This window comes from Labrys okinawensis (assembly GCF_002982075.1).
GTDB classification, from domain to species: domain Bacteria; phylum Pseudomonadota; class Alphaproteobacteria; order Rhizobiales; family Labraceae; genus Labrys; species Labrys okinawensis_A.
On the sequence record NZ_PUEJ01000002.1, the window covers coordinates 281,240 to 296,798 of the forward strand.

Below are 15,559 nucleotides of genomic sequence, written 5' to 3' on the forward strand. Positions count from 1 at the left end.
TTCTCAGCTACCTCAATATCAGCAAGCCAATACACTGCGAGCCAGCTTATGAAGAACGGCTGCTCATCGCATGGATAAAACATGGCCCCTCAAAAGGCGCTCCAATATGAGACCAACCGCGAGGGCTACAACACCGAAGCCAATCGTATAAGTCCGATCAAGCAAATGCTCGCCGTACCCCTCGTAATATGCAGCACGCATCCATTCAACGACCTGAAGAGCGGGGTTATAGGACAACCAGGTTCGGAATGGATCGGGTATCGCACTTGGTACAAACATGACGCCAGACGACGCCCAGACGGCCACATTCAAAAGCATATAGCCCGTCATCCACATCTGAAACACCATCATGATGACGCTGTTTAGTACACCCACGCCCAATCCGAGCAGAATCGCCGCAAGAATAGCGCCAAATGCCTCAGCCATATCCTGCGGAGCCAACGGAACACCGAAAAACCATCCCAAAATAATCATGATTATAGCGACCGTAAAAGCCGATAAGATCTCCAGCACGGCGCTAGCAATTAGAACATCCAGCAACTTCACTTCCGGCAGTCCCAACAGTGGCCTGTTCGCCAACAGATCCACCATCATGAAACGCGATAGATAGGAAAAAACCATAAAAGGCACGGAGCCGGTTGCAACAAACAGCACGGCGCTTTCGCCGAACGGTGCCGATCGTCCTCCAATGGTAAATATCGCAATCAGCAGCAGGATATGTGCAACAGGCCATCCGACGGCCACCAGATAGCCTGTACCATGGCCAAAAAATCGAGTTCTAATCGTGCGCAAAAGGATCGCGGCGAGCACCTGCCTTTGTCGTCGCATCGCGCCCCAAAAACTCGGCACCTGATATCCAAGCATTGTCACCATACTCATCCCGATATGTCAGCTATTGGACAAACATGGCAGAAGGTAGGTAATGTATCTGCCAGCCCAGAGGTCGGTTAAAAACACCTGAATCACACGAGACAGAGCATAGTCCTCCGGAATGCAATTATGACAAACCGGCACTTTGATCTCGATATGGTGTAGATACAAATTCAAAACCACCACCATGGAGCCTTAGATATAAGCCTCTTATAGCCAAAATAATTTTCTCATTTTTGAAGCTGTATTGACGGATGACGTTGAAATAATATTGCATTCGTCAAAATATCGAGCAACTCCGTATTCTTTCAATTCGATATTAGACCATTCCTTCCAAATTTTATAATAGTTATCAGATAGCTCTCTTGACTCGGGGTCCAGATTTGTAATTGCCACAAGACCTGTTGGAGCCGCATCAAATACATATATATCTAAGCCTGGTCTGTTTTTCCTTAGAATTGGAAGTACCTTCCAGACATCCCCTGTCCACGGAACAGCGCCTCCCGGATATTCCCGGATCGTCATTTCGCCATTGAAGGGCAACATATCATGAAGAAATATAATAGAATTTCTTTTGCAATGCCGTTCCGTATTATAAAAGTCTCGAAGTAAGGTCTCCGCCTCGTGCAATCCATCCAGAAAAGCAATATCAATTTTTTTTGACAATAAGGAGGTCGGGTTATACTCCGCGAAAAACAGATCGCTAGGCATGGAAAATAACATCGTTACCGGCCTCTTATTATTTATAGAGTCAGGAGATACGGTAAACATCGGATCAATTGCAATAGAATTACATCTAGAATTGGCAAGAGAGGCGCCGGTGGCGGTTCCAATTTCCAAATAACCTTTTGGATTAAGAAAATCGTGAAATTTTTTTAAAAAGCTGTAATATATCTCTCCGTTTAACTTTACGTAATCTTTGTGATTGGAGTCATCCTGTTTATATAGATCAGACATTTTGCAGGCCTTTATTATGCATGATGGCAACAAACTTCAAATATACGTAGGTAGCTTCACGAGATCATTATAAATGATCTCCAGCATTTATCATGTATACCCGAAGTTCCACTCCATCTTCAAATCACAGAATTTATTCCAAATTGCAAGTCGGAAATAGTTCCTCGTTTCCGACAATAAGTTCTCATCAATCGCCGATTTCGATATATCTGAATTAGATGCCGAGAGATAAAGCGCCCTCGTCATTGTTTTCGATGCATGCAACGAAGCATACCTAACGCACTCTTATTTCTGATGAAAAACCGGCGATTCCGGGAGTTATGATCCTTTTGGATTCGACTCTCGTTAACCCAATCTGCGTGATTGCGCTCCTATCCTCGTTTCTCCAATTTCCAGCAGCGGGGAGGCACAGAGGGCGATGGCGGTGGAGATGCGGCCGGCGCAGGCGTTGCGGCTCTGGCATGACGTCATGCTGACTTTGGTGCGCGATGCCCAGCCCGACCTGTCGAGCCGGCAGCTCGCCATCCTGCTCACCGTCTATCTCGAAGCACCGCCGCACACCGTGCGCGGTCTCGCGGCCAAGCTTGATGTCACCAAGCCGGTGATCACCCGTGCCCTCGACAGCCTTGCCAAGCTCAAGCTCACCGCGCGGCGACGCGACGAGTTCGACCGGCGCAATGTCATCATCCAGCGCACGGTGGACGGCGCGCTCTATGTCGAGAAACTGGGTGATATTCTGGTTGCTCTCGGCCGGGACCTGCCGCGGTGAAGGAGGCGGCCCGCCCGGCGTGCCGGGTCGAATGATGGTGATCCGCGTTTTCGCCCGGCGCGAGACGGCTTGGGGGCAAGGCCTCGGCCTCGGCCCTCCAATTCGGCCCTATCCGATCTGAGACCACCGAGGAGCCGCGGCGAAGAGCTTGCAGCCCCCGCCGAGCTGTTCCATTGAAGACATACCCCGATTCAAGGACCGACCTCTTTGACTGCCCATGATCGTCGCATCACCCCGGCCCGGCCGGACCTCGCCGCCGCCTCGCTGCGCGGCATCGTCGCCGCGCCGCGCTATGTCCAGGGCAGCGAACGCCGCGTGATCGAGACGGCGGTGCCGCTGCGGCCTGAACCGGATTTTTCCGCCTCCATCGATACCGAACTGCTCTTCGGCGAGACCTTCACCGTCTATGACGAGATGGAGGGCTGGGCTTGGGGCCAGGCCGGCCGGGATGGTTACGTCGGTTGGCTGTCCGCCAATGCGCTGGCGGCCCCGCGCCCGGCTACCCATCGCATCGGCGCGTTGCGCAGCTTCGTCTACCCCGTCCCGTCGATCAAGGCACCGGTGATGCTGGCGCTGAGCCATGGTTCCGCGCTTTGCGCGGCCGCCAGCGAAGGGCAATTCCTCCGCCTCGCGGATTGGGGCTTCGTCTTCGCCGCCCATGCCAGGCCCATCGACATCAATGACAGCGATCCGGTCGCGGTCGCCGAGCGTTTCCTCGGCGTGCCCTATCTGTGGGGCGGCAAATCGAGCCTTGGCCTCGATTGTTCGGCGCTGGTGCAGACGGCACGCCATGCCTGTGGCTTGGCCTGCCCGCGCGACAGCGACATGCAGGAACGCGAGCTGCCGGGCGAAAGGCTCGACCCCGGCGGCCCCCTCTCGCAGATGCGGCGCGGCGACCTCCTGTTCTGGAAGGGCCATGTCGCCATGGTCCGCGACGGCGAGACCATGATCCACGCCACCGGCCATACCATGACCGTGATGGTCGAGGGCCTGGCCGAAGGCGTCGCGCGCATCGCTGCGGCGGGCAGCCCTTTGCGCAGCATCGTCAGACCGGACTGAATCGGGGCGGGACGCTCACAACTTCGGGAAGAGGAAACCAGCCGCCATGAGCTCGACGGACGTTCCGCCAAGAACCATCGACGGCAGGCTGACCATGTCGGGCAAGCTTGCCGCAGGCATCGCCTCCGGCCTCCTGCGCGACCTGCATGCGGTCCTCGCCAGCCATGCCGGCGGCATCGTTCTCGAACATTACCAGGCCGGGCTGGACGAAAGTTGGGGGCGGCCGCTCGGGGAGGTCGCTTTCGGGCCTGAGACGCTGCACGATCTGCGCTCGGTCACCAAGAGCGTCGTCGGTCTGCTCTATGGCGTCGCCCTCGATCGCAAGCTGGTGCCGCCGCCGGACGCACCCTTGCTACCGCATTTTCCGGAATATCCCGACTTGCTTGCCGCACCCGATCGGCAAAAGCTGCGGATCGAGCATGCCCTCACCATGACGCTCGGCCTCGAATGGGACGAGGAGCGGCCCTATACCGATCCGCTGAACAGCGAGATCGCCATGGAAAGGGCGCTGGATCGCTACCGCTTCGTCCTCGACCGACCCGTAGTCGCGGAGCCCGGCACGCGCTGGATCTATTCGGGCGGCAGCGTAGCCCTGATCGGCGAGCTGATCCGGCGGGGAACCGGCAAGACCCTGCCTGAATTCGCCAGGGAAGCGTTGTTCGATCCGCTCGGCATTGGCAGCTTCGAATGGGCCTGCGGTAGCGACGGCGTCGCATCGGCCGCCTCGGGCCTGCGCCTGCGGGCCGCGGACCTGCTGCGGATCGGCGAGCTCCTCCTCGCCAAAGGCCTCTGGAACGGCAGCAGGGTCGTATCGCAGGACTGGGTCGAGGCTTCCTTCAAACCGGTCATACCAACCGGCGACGGGCTGGCCTATGGCCGGCTGTGGTTCATCGGTGCGGCGACGACGACCGCCCTGCCCGGCGGCGAGCATCCCTGGATCGCCGGATTCGGCAATGGCGGCCAGCGCCTGTGGCTGATGCCCGACGCCGGCATCGCCGCCGTGATCTATTCGGGCAAATACAACGCGGCCGACGCCTGGGTGACCCCGACCCGCATCTGGCGCGAGATCATCCTCGCCAATGCCGACAGGAACTGAGCCCCAGGCGCACCTCTCGGCAGCAAAGCACCATCGAATCTATTTCGGGGTCGTGCCGTTGAAGGCCAGGATCTCGCCGGCGAGATAGAGCGAGCCGGTGAGCACCACGCGGGGCGCCACAGGGAAGGCTTCGCTGGCAATCGCCTCGAGGGCGGCCCGAAGGCTGCCATGGGCGCGGGCGGCGAGCCCGGCCTGGCGGGCGGCTTCGGCCACGGCCTCGGGTGAACGGGCGGCCGCGCTGTGCTCGATCGGCACCGTGTGCACCTCGCGGGCGAGGCCGGCGAAATTGTGCAGAAAGCCGTCGGAATCCTTGGTGGTCAGCATGCCCGTCACCAGCACCAAGGGCCGGGAATGGCGCTCCTCCAGCTCGGCGAGGGCCTCGGCCAGCACGCGGCCGCCATCGACATTGTGGCTGCCGTCGAGCCAGATCTCGGAGCCCACCGGCAGCAGGGCCGGAATGGCACCCTGGGCGATGCGCTGCAGGCGGGCGGGCCATTCCGCCGCCTGCATCGCCTTTTCGAAATGGGCGTCCTCGACGGTGAACAAGCCCTGGTTGCGCAGCGCGGCGATGGCAAGACCGGCATTGCGATGCTGGTGCCGCCCGGCAAGACGCGGCAAGGGCAGATCGAGCAGGCCCCGCTCGTCCTGGTAGACCAGGCGGCCGTTCTCTTCATGTATGTCGAAATCCTGGCCGCCGATCACCAGCGGTGCGCCGACTTTGGCCGCCACGCTCTCGATCACGGCCCTGACAGCGTCGATCTGCGGATAGATCACGCCCGGCGCACCGCGCTTGAGGATGCCGGCCTTCTCGCGGGCGATGCCCTCGATGTCGTTGCCGAGAAAATCGGCATGGTCATGCGAGATCGAGGTGATCACGCAGAGGAGCGGCTTGTCGATGACGTTGGTGGTGTCCATGCGCCCGCCCAGCCCCACCTCCAGCAAGAGAACATCGGCCGGATTCTCGGCGAAGAGCTTGAAGGCGGCCGCCGTGGTGATTTCGAAGAAGGTGATCGGCGCGCCGTCATTGGCCTGCTCGCAGGCTTCGAAAGCCTCGATGAGCTTGTCCTCGCTCACCAGCGTGCCGCCACCGGCTTCCCCCGTGGGCCGGGCCAGGCGGATGCGCTCGTGGAAATGCACGAGGTGCGGCGAGGTATAGACATGCACGCCATAGCCGGCCGCTTCCAGCGCCGCGCGCAGGAAGGCGATGGTCGAGCCCTTGCCATTGGTGCCGGCGACATGGATCACCGGCGGCACCCGCCGCTCGGGATGGCCGAGCTTGGCCAGCAGCCTCTCGATCCGGTCGAGCGAGAGATCGATCTTTTTCGGATGCAGCGCCATGAAGCGGGAGAGATAGGCGTCGGACTGCGTCATGACGGCGGTAGGGCCTCGAATTGACCTGGTTCGGATAGAACCGGGAGGAAATGGCGAATTGTCAGCCTTACCTTTTCCCCCGGCAGCGGGCCAGACCCTTTTTTCGCACGCCATTATGTCACCCAGGAGGTACGCCAGCGACAGATCGAAGCAACCACCGCCCCGGTAAACGCGAAGGCGGTGAGAACCACCCCGTCTCCAACGCCGATGCAGGCAGCGGGGCCTGTGGCAGCGAACGCCCCCGTCAACGCCCAGAATGCCGGGTGACGCAGCCCGATATTGTCCTGGCCGAGTCCCGACAGCGCCATCGCTCCCAGCATGGCGAGCGGGAAGGCAATGATGGCGCCGACGATGACGGCGGCCAGCATCAACCCCATCAAGGCCGGCAGCAGATCCGGATCGAAATCGAGCGGAACGGCCCGCTCGGGCCGCCAGCTCAATGCGCCCAGGCCCAATCCGAGGAGGAAGGCGGGGCCCGCGGCAACCGCGCCGAGCGCGATACCGGGGAAGTAGGGGCGCCTGCTACCAGGGCGATTCAGCAGGAAGATGGCGGCGCAAACCAGGCAGAGGAGGACAAGTGCGGCAAGCATGGCGACCATCCTTTTCGATCAGACTGCAATGGGGATCTCGGATCTGCCCGTTGTGGAGCAGGCATTGTTTCATCATTGGCCGCCGAGCTCGGCCCGCTTGGCTCCAAGCCAGCCACGCCCCTTGCTGCCCGAGCGGGATTTTTCGCGGCTCCTGCCATTCGACGCCACGGCGGAGATGCGCGCGACGACTGCGCCGGCAAAGGCGAGAGCCAGATAAAGGGCCGGCTCCTCTCCGGCCGCGATGAAGGCGGGAACCCCTGCCATCACCGCTCCTGTCACCGTCCAGACGAGCGGCCGGCGAACGAGCGCATGGCGCTGGCCTAGTTCCATCAGTGCCGTGGTCCCGAGCAATGCGAATGGGAACGCAGTGAGGGGTCCGACAACGAAGGCGAGCAATACCAAGAACGTCAAGGTGGACCGGGCCTCCGGCGTAAAGGCCAGTTCCCTGATTATCGGACCCCAGGACCACGAAGACGATGAACGCCACCGGACCTGCGGCAAAGCACCCAAGACTTACCCCGCCATAGCGGTTCTGCTCGGGTCTGTGGCGCATCGCCGCCTCCTTTCAAGGCAGGGGTGCCGCTTCGGCGGCGGGCGGCGCAGCCCGAGCAGCCGGCCGCTGTGCTTCTCCGAGCCAGCCATTCACCTTGCGGCCGAACTGGGCGATCGCGCCCATGTTGAAGAAATGCATGGCGCCGAGCACCAGCACGGCGAGGCCCACCTTGCCGCTCAGGAAGCGCATCGCGCCGGTGACGGTGGTCGGTTCATCGCCCAGGCTGAGGGTCAGGGTGATGAAGCCAATATTGACCAGATAGAAGCCGACGATCAGCAGGTGATTGGTGGAACGGGCCAGGGTCTCGTTCTGGCCGAAGCATTGGATCAGGAAGACCAGCCCGCTGCGCGATAAGGTGCGCGCCACCCAGACGGTGATGCCGATGGTGATGACGAGGTAGAGCAGGTAGACGATCTCGGTCATGTCGTTTCCTATCGTTATATCCGTTATTTCTGAATTTTCAGAAATATTATGGCGAACAAGAATTGGAGCCGGTTTCCCGTCTTGCCGATCTACTCCTTGGCTCTTCCGGGAATGAAGCGGGCGACCTTGCCGCCCAGTTTCATCAGCGTGACCAGCGTCGGCTTGGGCAGGACACGGACCTGCTCGTACCAGCCACTCAGGGTGGACATGAATTCGTGCAGGCGTGTCACGCGCTCGCGGATATGGGCGGGGGCGTTGCCGTCGCGCTGCAGCTTTTGCGAAAGCTCGCCGAGCAATTGGATGGTAGGGTCGATCTCGCGCCGCTTGCGTTCGATGGCGATGCGCATCAGCATCTCCCAAAGATCGGTCTCAGCGACGAAATGATCGCGCCGGTCACCCTCGACATGCACGCGGCGGACGATGTTGTAGCCCTGCAATTCCTTGAGGGCTGTGGAAACGTTGGAGCGGGCGAGGCCGAGTTCCCCGACGATGGTTTCCGCGTCGACAGGCCTGTCGGACAGATAGAGCAGCGCATGCACCTGCGCCACCGAGCGGTTGACCCCCCAATAGGTGCCCATCTCGCCCCAATGGAGCACGAAGGTCTTGGCTTCGGGGTAGTCGAGCAGGCGCATGATTTATCCTATTTCTGTAAAAACAGAAATAACAGTCATGGGCGAGGGAGTCAATCCAGCAACCTGCTCCGGCAACTGTAGTTGAGCGAGTGTCAGGCCTTGAACGGGGCCTGATCGCGCAAGATTGCATTGAGAGTGATGAGGATCTTTCGGGCCAAGGCGATGAGAGCCAGTTTGGGCGGCTTTCCGGCTTGTCGCAGTGCGCGATAAGTTTGGGCGAAGTTGGATTTGGATCGGCTGGCTGAAACAGCAGCCATGTAGAGGGCCTGGCGCACGCGTCGTCTGCCGCCGATGACTTTGCGTGTGCCGCGCATGAGGCCGCTATCGCGATTGAAGGGAGCCAGGCCTGCCAAGGCGGCGATGGTCTTGGGCGAGCGTTGGCCAAGTTCGGGCAGGAGAGCCAGCAGGGTCGTGGAAATGACCTTGCCGATGCCTGGAGTGGAGCACATGAGTTGGCGCCTTTGCTCAAGGCTGTCATGGCGGGCAATGAGGCGAGTGATATGCTGGTCGAGGCTGGCAATGGCGGCCTCCAGCCAGGCGAGATGGTCCAGGAGGCTGTCGCGGATCTGGGCCATGTCGGCTTGAGCCAGGCGCGTCAGTTCCTGCTTGCGGGTGGCGACGAACTGGTCGCGGCGCTTGTGCAGCAAGGCCAGTTGCTGGCGGTGGGGATCATCGGCAGGGTCGGCTTGCAGGTTGAGGCACTGGGCCATGGCGGCGAGCATGCGGGCGTCGATGGCGTCGGTCTTGGCCAGCAGGCCGATGGACTTGGCAAAGTCGCGGGCACGGGCCGGATTGATGCGGACAAGGGACAGTTGCAGGCTGGCCAGAGCCGTACGCAACGGCCCATCATAAGGCCCGGTCGCTTCGAAGGCGACGAGCTTGATTGGATCGGCTCGCAAGCGCTCGAAAGTCGAGGTGATCGCCTGTGGGGTGTTGTCGATGCGCTCGACATGCTGGGTGGTGGCATTGAAAATGTCGAGATGGTGTTTGGAGACATCGATCCCGATGAAGCCAGGGTGTATGATCATCGCGCCTATCCCTGTGCTACGAGGTCCGGTGGTGCGGCCTCGATCAACTGTTCAGGTTGGGTACTCGAACGCGGGCGAGGACCAAGCCGGAAAACGGCCTTAACGGGCCGGGGTGCACACGGTCTCTCGCCCGCACCCATCCTGACACATTCCAACTACACAGGGTGCACGGGCATCTTACCCGTTCTTCCGATCCTGCAAACGCCGCATGTCCAGGGCACGGGCAAGATGCCGTGCACCCGGAAACGCGCCTGAGGAAAGGCTTGGCCTCCCTGGAAGATCAGGCGGCTTCCGCCGGGATCTCCTTGGGCGGGGTTTTGGTCAGCAGGCGGCAGATGCGCGCCACCGTGGCTTTCATCTCGTTGCGGTGCACGACCATGTCGACCATGCCGTGCTCCTGGAGATATTCGGAGCGCTGGAAGCCCTCGGGCAGTTTTTCGCGGATGGTCTGTTCGATGACGCGCGGGCCGGCGAAGCCGATCAGGGCGCCGGGCTCGGCCAGCTGCACGTCGCCGAGCATGGCATAGGAGGCGGTGACGCCGCCGGTGGTCGGGTTGGTCAGCACCACGATATAGGGCTTCTTGGTTTCCCGGAAACGCTGGATCGCCACCGTGGCGCGCGCCATCTGCATGAGGGACAGAATGCCTTCCTGCATGCGGGCGCCGCCGGACGAGGCGAACATGATGAAGGGGACGCCGCGGTCGGCCGCCGTGAGCAGGCCCTTGACCACCGCCTCGCCCGCCGCCATGCCGAGCGAGCCACCCATGAAGTCGAAATCCTGCACGGCAATCACGGCCGGCAGGCCGTCGATCGTACCGGCGCCGAGCTTCACCGCATCCTGCATGCCGGTCTTGGTGCGGGCATCCTTCAAGCGGTCGACATAGCGCTTCTCGTCCTTGAACTTGAGCGGATCGGGTACGACCTCGGGAAGCGCGATGTCTTCCCACTTGCCATCGTCGAACATCAGCTTGAGACGCTGCGTCGCCGTCATGCGCATATGATAATTCGAGGCTGGAATGACGTAGTTGTTCTGCTCCAGGTCCTTGTGAAAGACCATCTGTCCCGTCTCGGGATCCTTGATCCAGAGATTCTCGGGCGTGTCGCGACGCGAGAAGAAGTCCTTGATGCGTGGCGGAACAACGTTGGCGATCCAGTTCATGGGATACCTTTGAGCACGGGCGCCCGGCCTGGGGCGCCGGGGCTGCAGATCTATCATTGATGCCCTACTTAACCGTTCCAAACGCCTTTGTCAGCGTCCCCGGCGCAAGACCGCCTCTGCACCGGGGCCGTGACTTTCGACATGCGCTGGACGGCGCACGCGAACCGCGCAATATGTAGGACGAATCCACGTTCAGACCGAGAAGCATCAGGGAGTCCCAGGGATGGCGAATGCCATTTATCCAGATTTGAAAGGCCGCACTGTCGTCATCACCGGCGGCGGGCAGGGCATCGGCGCCGCCACCGTCAGGCTGTTCGCCGACCAGGGCGCCAAGGTAGGCTTCATCGATATTGCCGAAAAGCCGTCCCAGGCGCTGGCGGACGAACTCAACCAGGGCGGCGCCACCGTCCTGTTCAAAAAGGCCGACATCACCGACATCGAGGCCTTGAAGGACGCCATCGCCGATATCAGCGCCACGCTCGGCCCGGTCACCGTGCTGGTCAACAATGCCGCCCATGACCAGCGCCACAAATTCTTCGAGGTGACGCCGGACTATTTCGACGACCGTATCGCCGTCAACCTCAAGCACGCCTTCTTCGCCGCCCAGGCCGCGATCCCCGACATGATCGCCGCCGGCGGCGGCACCATCGTCAATCTCGGTTCCGGTTCCTGGCTGATGGGCTCGGAGGATCTGAGCGCCTATGCCACCGCCAAATCGGCGGCCTACGGCTTGACCCGCGTGCTGGCCCGTGAATTCGGCAAGGACAATATCCGCGTCAATTGCGTCATTCCCGGCTGGATCATGACGGAACGCCAGCTCGCGCTCTGGGTCGACGAGGCGGGCGAGGAAGCGATCGCGCGCAACCAGGTGCTCAAGCGCAAGCTGGTGCCCGACGACATCGCCAAGGCGGTGCTCTTCCTCGCCTCGGAGCAATCCTCGGGCATGACCAACCAGCAGATCATCGTGGATGGTGGCTGGCATTGAGCCGAGACTTGCGCGGCGGCCGGTGGACGCGCATGTAAGCGCAATGCGGTTCGCCTGTGCGTCAGCCGAGTTTGCACGACCTTTGTCATGGCCGGGCCTGACCCGGCTATCCCTCTATCATGCCCTCACCTGGTGGGGGCGGGATTGCCGGGTCGAGCCCGGCCATGACAAATCGGAGTGCTTTCGGCTCAGATGAACTGCATTTCGCCACCTGGCGCTCAACCGGATTGGACCAGCATGACTTCTGAACTCATTGCCGTGGATTGGGGTACCAGCCGTTTCCGGGCCTATCGCCTCGATAGTGCCGGCAAGGTGCTCGACCGCGTCTCGGCGGAGGACGGCATGTCGACCGTCCCGGCCGGGGGTTTCGCGGGCGTGCTGGAACGCCATTGCGGCGCCTGGATGAAGGCGAGCCCCGATGCTCCGGTGCTGATGGCCGGCATGGTCGGCGCCCGCAATGGCTGGGCGGAGGCTGCCTATGCTCCCTGTCCCGCTTCGCCCAAGAGCCTGGCCGAGGCGCTGCTGCGGATCGACGACCGGATTTCGATCGTTCCCGGTGTGATCGCACACGATGAAACGGGTCCGGATGTGATGCGCGGCGAGGAAACCCTGATCTTCGGCACCGATGTCCGCAACGGCCTGGTCTGCCTGCCCGGCACCCACTCCAAATGGGCGCGGGTGGAGGACGGCGTCATCACCGGCTTTGCCACTTTCATGACCGGCGAGACCTATGCCCTCTATCGCCAGCACAGCCTGCTCGCCCGCCTCGCCGCCGAGCCCGAGGATCTCACCGGCTTCGACGACGGCCTGGAGGCGGCCACCGACGAGCGTGGCCTGCTGAACCGCCTGTTCCAGGCCCGTACCCGCGTGCTCGCCGGAGAGATGAGCGGCGAGAAAGTTGGCCCCTATCTCTCCGGCCTGCTGATCAATGCCGAGATCGAGGGCGCCTTCAAGCGCTATGGCGCCGACCATCTCGTGACTCTGGTCGCTGACGGCGTGCTGGCCAAGCGCTATGTTTCGGCGCTGAGAGCCCGCGGCAGCGCCATCGAGATCATCGCGCCCGAACGTGCTTTCCTCGATGGTCTTTCCACCCTGGCCGCGGCTCGCTGATAGCCGGCCTCTTGAACCAACGACAAGGACAAACCATGAGCCTCACACTCGCCTCCGCCCTGGCGCAGATGCCGCTGGTCGCCATTCTGCGCGGGGTCAAGCCGGATGAGGTGGAAGCCATCGCCGAGGCGATCGTCGCCGCCGGCATCCGTATCCTGGAAGTGCCGCTCAACTCGCCCGATCCCCTCACCTCCATCGGCCTACTCGCCCGCAGCCTCGCAGGGCGCGCCTTGGTGGGTGCGGGCACCGTGCTCACCGTCGAGGATGTCGCCGGGGTCGCCGAGGCGGGCGGCACGGTAATCGTCTCGCCCAACACCAATGTCGAGGTGATCCGGGCCAGCAAGGCGCGCGGCCTGCTGTCCCTTCCTGGCTTCTTCACACCGACAGAGGCTTTCGCCGCGCTGGATGCGGGAGCCGACGCGTTGAAGCTGTTCCCGGCCGAGATGGCTTCGCCGGCAGCCGTCAAGGCCATGCGCGCCGTGCTGCCGCGCAGCACCAAGCTGCTGGTGGTCGGCGGCGTCTCGCCCCAGACCATTCCGCCCTATCTCGCCGTCGGCGTCGACGGTTTCGGCGTGGGTTCGGACCTCTATTCCGCCGGCCGCGGCGCCGCCGAAGTCGGCGAGCGCGCAGCTGCCCTCACGGCCGCCATCCGGGCGCTCAACGGCGAGCGCACGGCCTGAACCTTTCCCGTCAAGGCCGAGTTGCGCGCCCCGCCTTTCCCGTTATGCTTTCCAAAACAATCGAGGAAACCGCCCTATGATCGTCGTGTTCGGTTCGCTTGGCGTGGACCTGGTCACCAATGTCAGCCACATCCCTCACCCCGGCGAAACCGTCCTGTGCGAAGGCTATTTCATGGTGCCCGGCGGCAAGGGTGCCAATCAGGCGGTGTCGGCGGCACGCGCCGGTTCGAAGACGGCCATCATCGGCTCCCGGGGCAATGATGGTTTTGCCGATCTAGCCCTTTCGGTGATGCGCGAAGCCGGTGTCGATGTCGCGCCGGTACTGCCGGTCGACAAACCGACCTGCGTCGCCCTGATCACGGTGGACGAGAAGGCCGAGAACGCCATCGTCGTCGCCTCCGGCGCCAACCAGGCCACGCGCGCCGAACAGCTGGAAGCTTTCGACCTCGCCGAGGGCGACATCGTGCTGCTGCAGCGCGAGATCCGCGACTCCGAGAATTTCGCCGCGATCAAGCATGCCAAGTCGCGCGGCGCCCGCATTGTCTTCAACGTGGCGCCGGCCGGCCCGCTCCCCGAGGAGATTCTCCGGCTGGTCGACGATCTCGTCGTCAACGAGCACGAAGCCCTGGTGGTCGCCAAGGCTGCCGGCATCGAAGCGACCGATCCGGTCGAGGCCACCCGTGTGATCAGCGAGCGCTTCGGCTGCGCCGGCATCGTCACGCTGGGCGCCGAAGGCGTGGTCGGCTGGAGCAAGGGCGCGCGCCACGCGGCGCCGGCCCTCAAGGTGACGCCCGTCGACACCACCGCCGCCGGCGACAGTTTCACAGGCGCCTATGCCGCCGCGCTCGACCAGGGCCTCGGCTTCGAGATCGCCCTGGCACGCGGCGCCGCCAGCGGTTCCCTGGCCTGCACCCGGCCTGGCGCCCAGTCGTCGATCCCGACCAAAGCCGAGATCGACGACGCCCTGCGCCAATCGTGACCTGAAAACGGGCAGGCGCGACGCGTTCCTCCAGGAACGCAAGTGCAGGGCTCCCCTTGTCGCCACGGCGCTGGCGTGGTACCCGCGCGCTGGCTCAGCGGCCAGTCACGATCGGGCTGCCGCTGGATTGTGATTCCTAGAGTATGGTGTGTCCGAGCCGGAATGCGCCTTGCCCTAGCCCTTTGTTCCGATGCGTCGTTGCCCGGCTCGGCGGCCTTGCCGAGCCACGAGATGCCCCGGAACGCTTTTTCCTTCGGCCCAAGGGCTGCACACCCATAAGGAACCTGACATGGCGAACGAACAGCAGAACGGCCCCGAAGAGGCGCAGGAAATCCAGCCCTCCCTCAACGTGCTGGCGCAATATATCAAGGACCTCTCCTTCGAGAATCCCAACGCGCCGCGCTCGCTCGGCAACCTGCAGAACTCGCCGCAGATCCAGCTCACCGTCAACGTCAACGGCAAGCCGCTGGGCGGCGCCGACTATGAAGTCGAGCTGTCGATCGAAGGAGGCGCCGGCGAAGGCGCCAACACCCTGTTCAAGTTCGAGCTGCTCTATGGCGCGGTGATCCGCCTCGGCGGCATCCCCGAAGAGAACATCCACGCGATGGTGATGATCGAAGGTCCGCGCCTGCTCTTCCCCTTCGCGCGCCAGATCATTGCCGACTGCACCCGCAATGGCGGCTTCCCGCCCCTGATGATCGACCCGATCGATTTCGTGGCGCTCTATCGCAACCGCCTCGCCCAGAGCCAGCCGACCGTCGGCCAGGCCTGATCGTCGCGAACTGCGAAACTCTCCTGGACAGGTCCGGCGGCGCGCACCCGATGCGCCGCCTGGGGTCCTTTTGAAACAGGCGCCCTTCCCGATCGGTTTTCGATCATCCGGCCGCGCCCCATTCCCGCCGCCACGGAACAAGTCGCGGCGATCCTCAGCCTCATGTCCCTGACCGGCAGCGATACCGGCTGCGAGAAGCCGATGGACGACATCCCCGCAAGCCGTTCCGGTTTCGGCCAGCTCGACTCGGACAACCAGCGATTTTGGCGCGAGGGTCGCGAGGGTCTGGGCTACGCCCTGTCCCCGTCGGCGACTGATGCCCCCGAATATACTGACACGTCACCAAGATGCTCATCGGCGCCGGTACGCTGAGAGGAAGAGAGTCGACACCGGTTCACCGTAAGGCTGGACATTGGAACGGTTCTTCCCTCTCATACCCCGTCATGGAGTTGACCCGGCATGCCTGGAAACCTTGCAAGACCCGCTTCCAAACGACCGCAGCGGCACTTTCGAACAGGTTTTGCCG

17 protein-coding genes are annotated in these 15,559 nt (G+C 62.3%); 8 read left to right on the forward strand and 9 right to left on the reverse strand.

Going from position 1 to position 15,559, the window contains the following annotated elements; translation table 11 throughout:
• Positions 1–63: 63 nt before the first annotated feature.
• Both C5L14_RS04860 and C5L14_RS29915 read right to left on the reverse strand, forming a co-directional pair.
• Entirely contained in the window at positions 64–873 is an 810-nt protein-coding gene (locus C5L14_RS04860) for an ABC transporter permease (RefSeq protein ID WP_245443255.1), read from the reverse strand.
• Between the two features lie 207 nt (positions 874–1,080).
• On the reverse strand, positions 1,081–1,827 hold the full coding sequence (locus C5L14_RS29915) for a class I SAM-dependent methyltransferase (RefSeq protein ID WP_146126835.1): 747 nt from the start codon (positions 1,825–1,827) through the stop codon (positions 1,081–1,083).
• 418 nt (positions 1,828–2,245) lie between these two features.
• Here C5L14_RS29915 and C5L14_RS04865 point away from each other — a divergent pair, with 418 nt between their 5' ends.
• From C5L14_RS04865 to C5L14_RS04875, 3 genes are all read left to right on the forward strand, one after another.
• Entirely contained in the window at positions 2,246–2,596 is a 351-nt protein-coding gene (locus tag C5L14_RS04865) for a MarR family transcriptional regulator (RefSeq protein ID WP_105860922.1), read from the forward strand.
• Between the two features lie 207 nt (positions 2,597–2,803).
• Complete coding sequence (locus C5L14_RS04870) at positions 2,804–3,655, forward strand: NlpC/P60 family protein (RefSeq protein WP_105860923.1); 852 nt, start codon at positions 2,804–2,806, stop codon at positions 3,653–3,655.
• A gap of 46 nt (positions 3,656–3,701) precedes the next feature.
• Positions 3,702–4,751, forward strand: a complete 1,050-nt coding sequence (locus C5L14_RS04875; protein WP_105860924.1) for a serine hydrolase domain-containing protein — start codon at positions 3,702–3,704, stop codon at positions 4,749–4,751.
• A gap of 39 nt (positions 4,752–4,790) precedes the next feature.
• On the opposite strand, the gene C5L14_RS04880 is transcribed toward C5L14_RS04875, so the two are convergent.
• The 7 genes from C5L14_RS04880 to accD all read right to left on the reverse strand — a co-directional run bounded on the left by C5L14_RS04880 (position 4,791) and on the right by accD (position 10,507).
• The gene (locus C5L14_RS04880; protein ID WP_105860925.1) at positions 4,791–6,122 is read right to left on the reverse strand and encodes a bifunctional folylpolyglutamate synthase/dihydrofolate synthase; all 1,332 of its coding nucleotides are present in this window, start codon (positions 6,120–6,122) and stop codon (positions 4,791–4,793) included.
• A 113-nt stretch (positions 6,123–6,235) separates the two neighbouring features.
• Positions 6,236–6,712, reverse strand: coding sequence for a hypothetical protein (locus C5L14_RS04885; RefSeq protein ID WP_146126836.1), 477 nt, complete (start codon positions 6,710–6,712; stop codon positions 6,236–6,238).
• A 72-nt stretch (positions 6,713–6,784) separates the two neighbouring features.
• The gene (locus tag C5L14_RS04890) at positions 6,785–7,042 is read right to left on the reverse strand and encodes a hypothetical protein (RefSeq protein WP_146126837.1); all 258 of its coding nucleotides are present in this window, start codon (positions 7,040–7,042) and stop codon (positions 6,785–6,787) included.
• Positions 7,043–7,277: 235 nt separating this feature from the next.
• Entirely contained in the window at positions 7,278–7,688 is a 411-nt protein-coding gene (locus tag C5L14_RS04895; RefSeq protein WP_105860928.1) for a hypothetical protein, read from the reverse strand.
• An 89-nt stretch (positions 7,689–7,777) separates the two neighbouring features.
• Complete coding sequence (locus C5L14_RS04900) at positions 7,778–8,320, reverse strand: GbsR/MarR family transcriptional regulator (RefSeq protein WP_105860929.1); 543 nt, start codon at positions 8,318–8,320, stop codon at positions 7,778–7,780.
• A gap of 92 nt (positions 8,321–8,412) precedes the next feature.
• Positions 8,413–9,348 carry an IS110 family transposase gene (locus tag C5L14_RS04905; protein ID WP_146126830.1) on the reverse strand — a complete coding sequence of 312 codons (936 nt, stop codon included), beginning with the start codon at positions 9,346–9,348 and terminating at the stop codon, positions 8,413–8,415.
• Between the two features lie 280 nt (positions 9,349–9,628).
• On the reverse strand, positions 9,629–10,507 hold the full coding sequence (accD, locus tag C5L14_RS04910; protein WP_105860930.1) for an acetyl-CoA carboxylase, carboxyltransferase subunit beta: 879 nt from the start codon (positions 10,505–10,507) through the stop codon (positions 9,629–9,631).
• A gap of 223 nt (positions 10,508–10,730) precedes the next feature.
• Here accD and C5L14_RS04915 point away from each other — a divergent pair, with 223 nt between their 5' ends.
• The 5 genes from C5L14_RS04915 to secB all read left to right on the forward strand — a co-directional run bounded on the left by C5L14_RS04915 (position 10,731) and on the right by secB (position 15,033).
• A complete protein-coding gene (locus tag C5L14_RS04915) occupies positions 10,731–11,492 on the forward strand; it encodes an SDR family NAD(P)-dependent oxidoreductase (protein WP_105860931.1) in 762 nt (253 codons plus the stop codon).
• A 237-nt stretch (positions 11,493–11,729) separates the two neighbouring features.
• On the forward strand, positions 11,730–12,602 hold the full coding sequence (locus C5L14_RS04920) for a 2-dehydro-3-deoxygalactonokinase (protein WP_181161027.1): 873 nt from the start codon (positions 11,730–11,732) through the stop codon (positions 12,600–12,602).
• A 35-nt stretch (positions 12,603–12,637) separates the two neighbouring features.
• Positions 12,638–13,282 (forward strand): 2-dehydro-3-deoxy-6-phosphogalactonate aldolase, encoded by a 645-nt coding sequence (locus tag C5L14_RS04925; protein WP_105860933.1) that lies wholly within the window; start codon positions 12,638–12,640, stop codon positions 13,280–13,282.
• Between the two features lie 76 nt (positions 13,283–13,358).
• Complete coding sequence (locus tag C5L14_RS04930; RefSeq protein ID WP_105860934.1) at positions 13,359–14,261, forward strand: ribokinase; 903 nt, start codon at positions 13,359–13,361, stop codon at positions 14,259–14,261.
• Positions 14,262–14,550: 289 nt separating this feature from the next.
• On the forward strand, positions 14,551–15,033 hold the full coding sequence (gene secB / locus C5L14_RS04935) for a protein-export chaperone SecB (protein ID WP_105860935.1): 483 nt from the start codon (positions 14,551–14,553) through the stop codon (positions 15,031–15,033).
• The last annotated feature ends 526 nt before the right edge of the window (positions 15,034–15,559 follow it).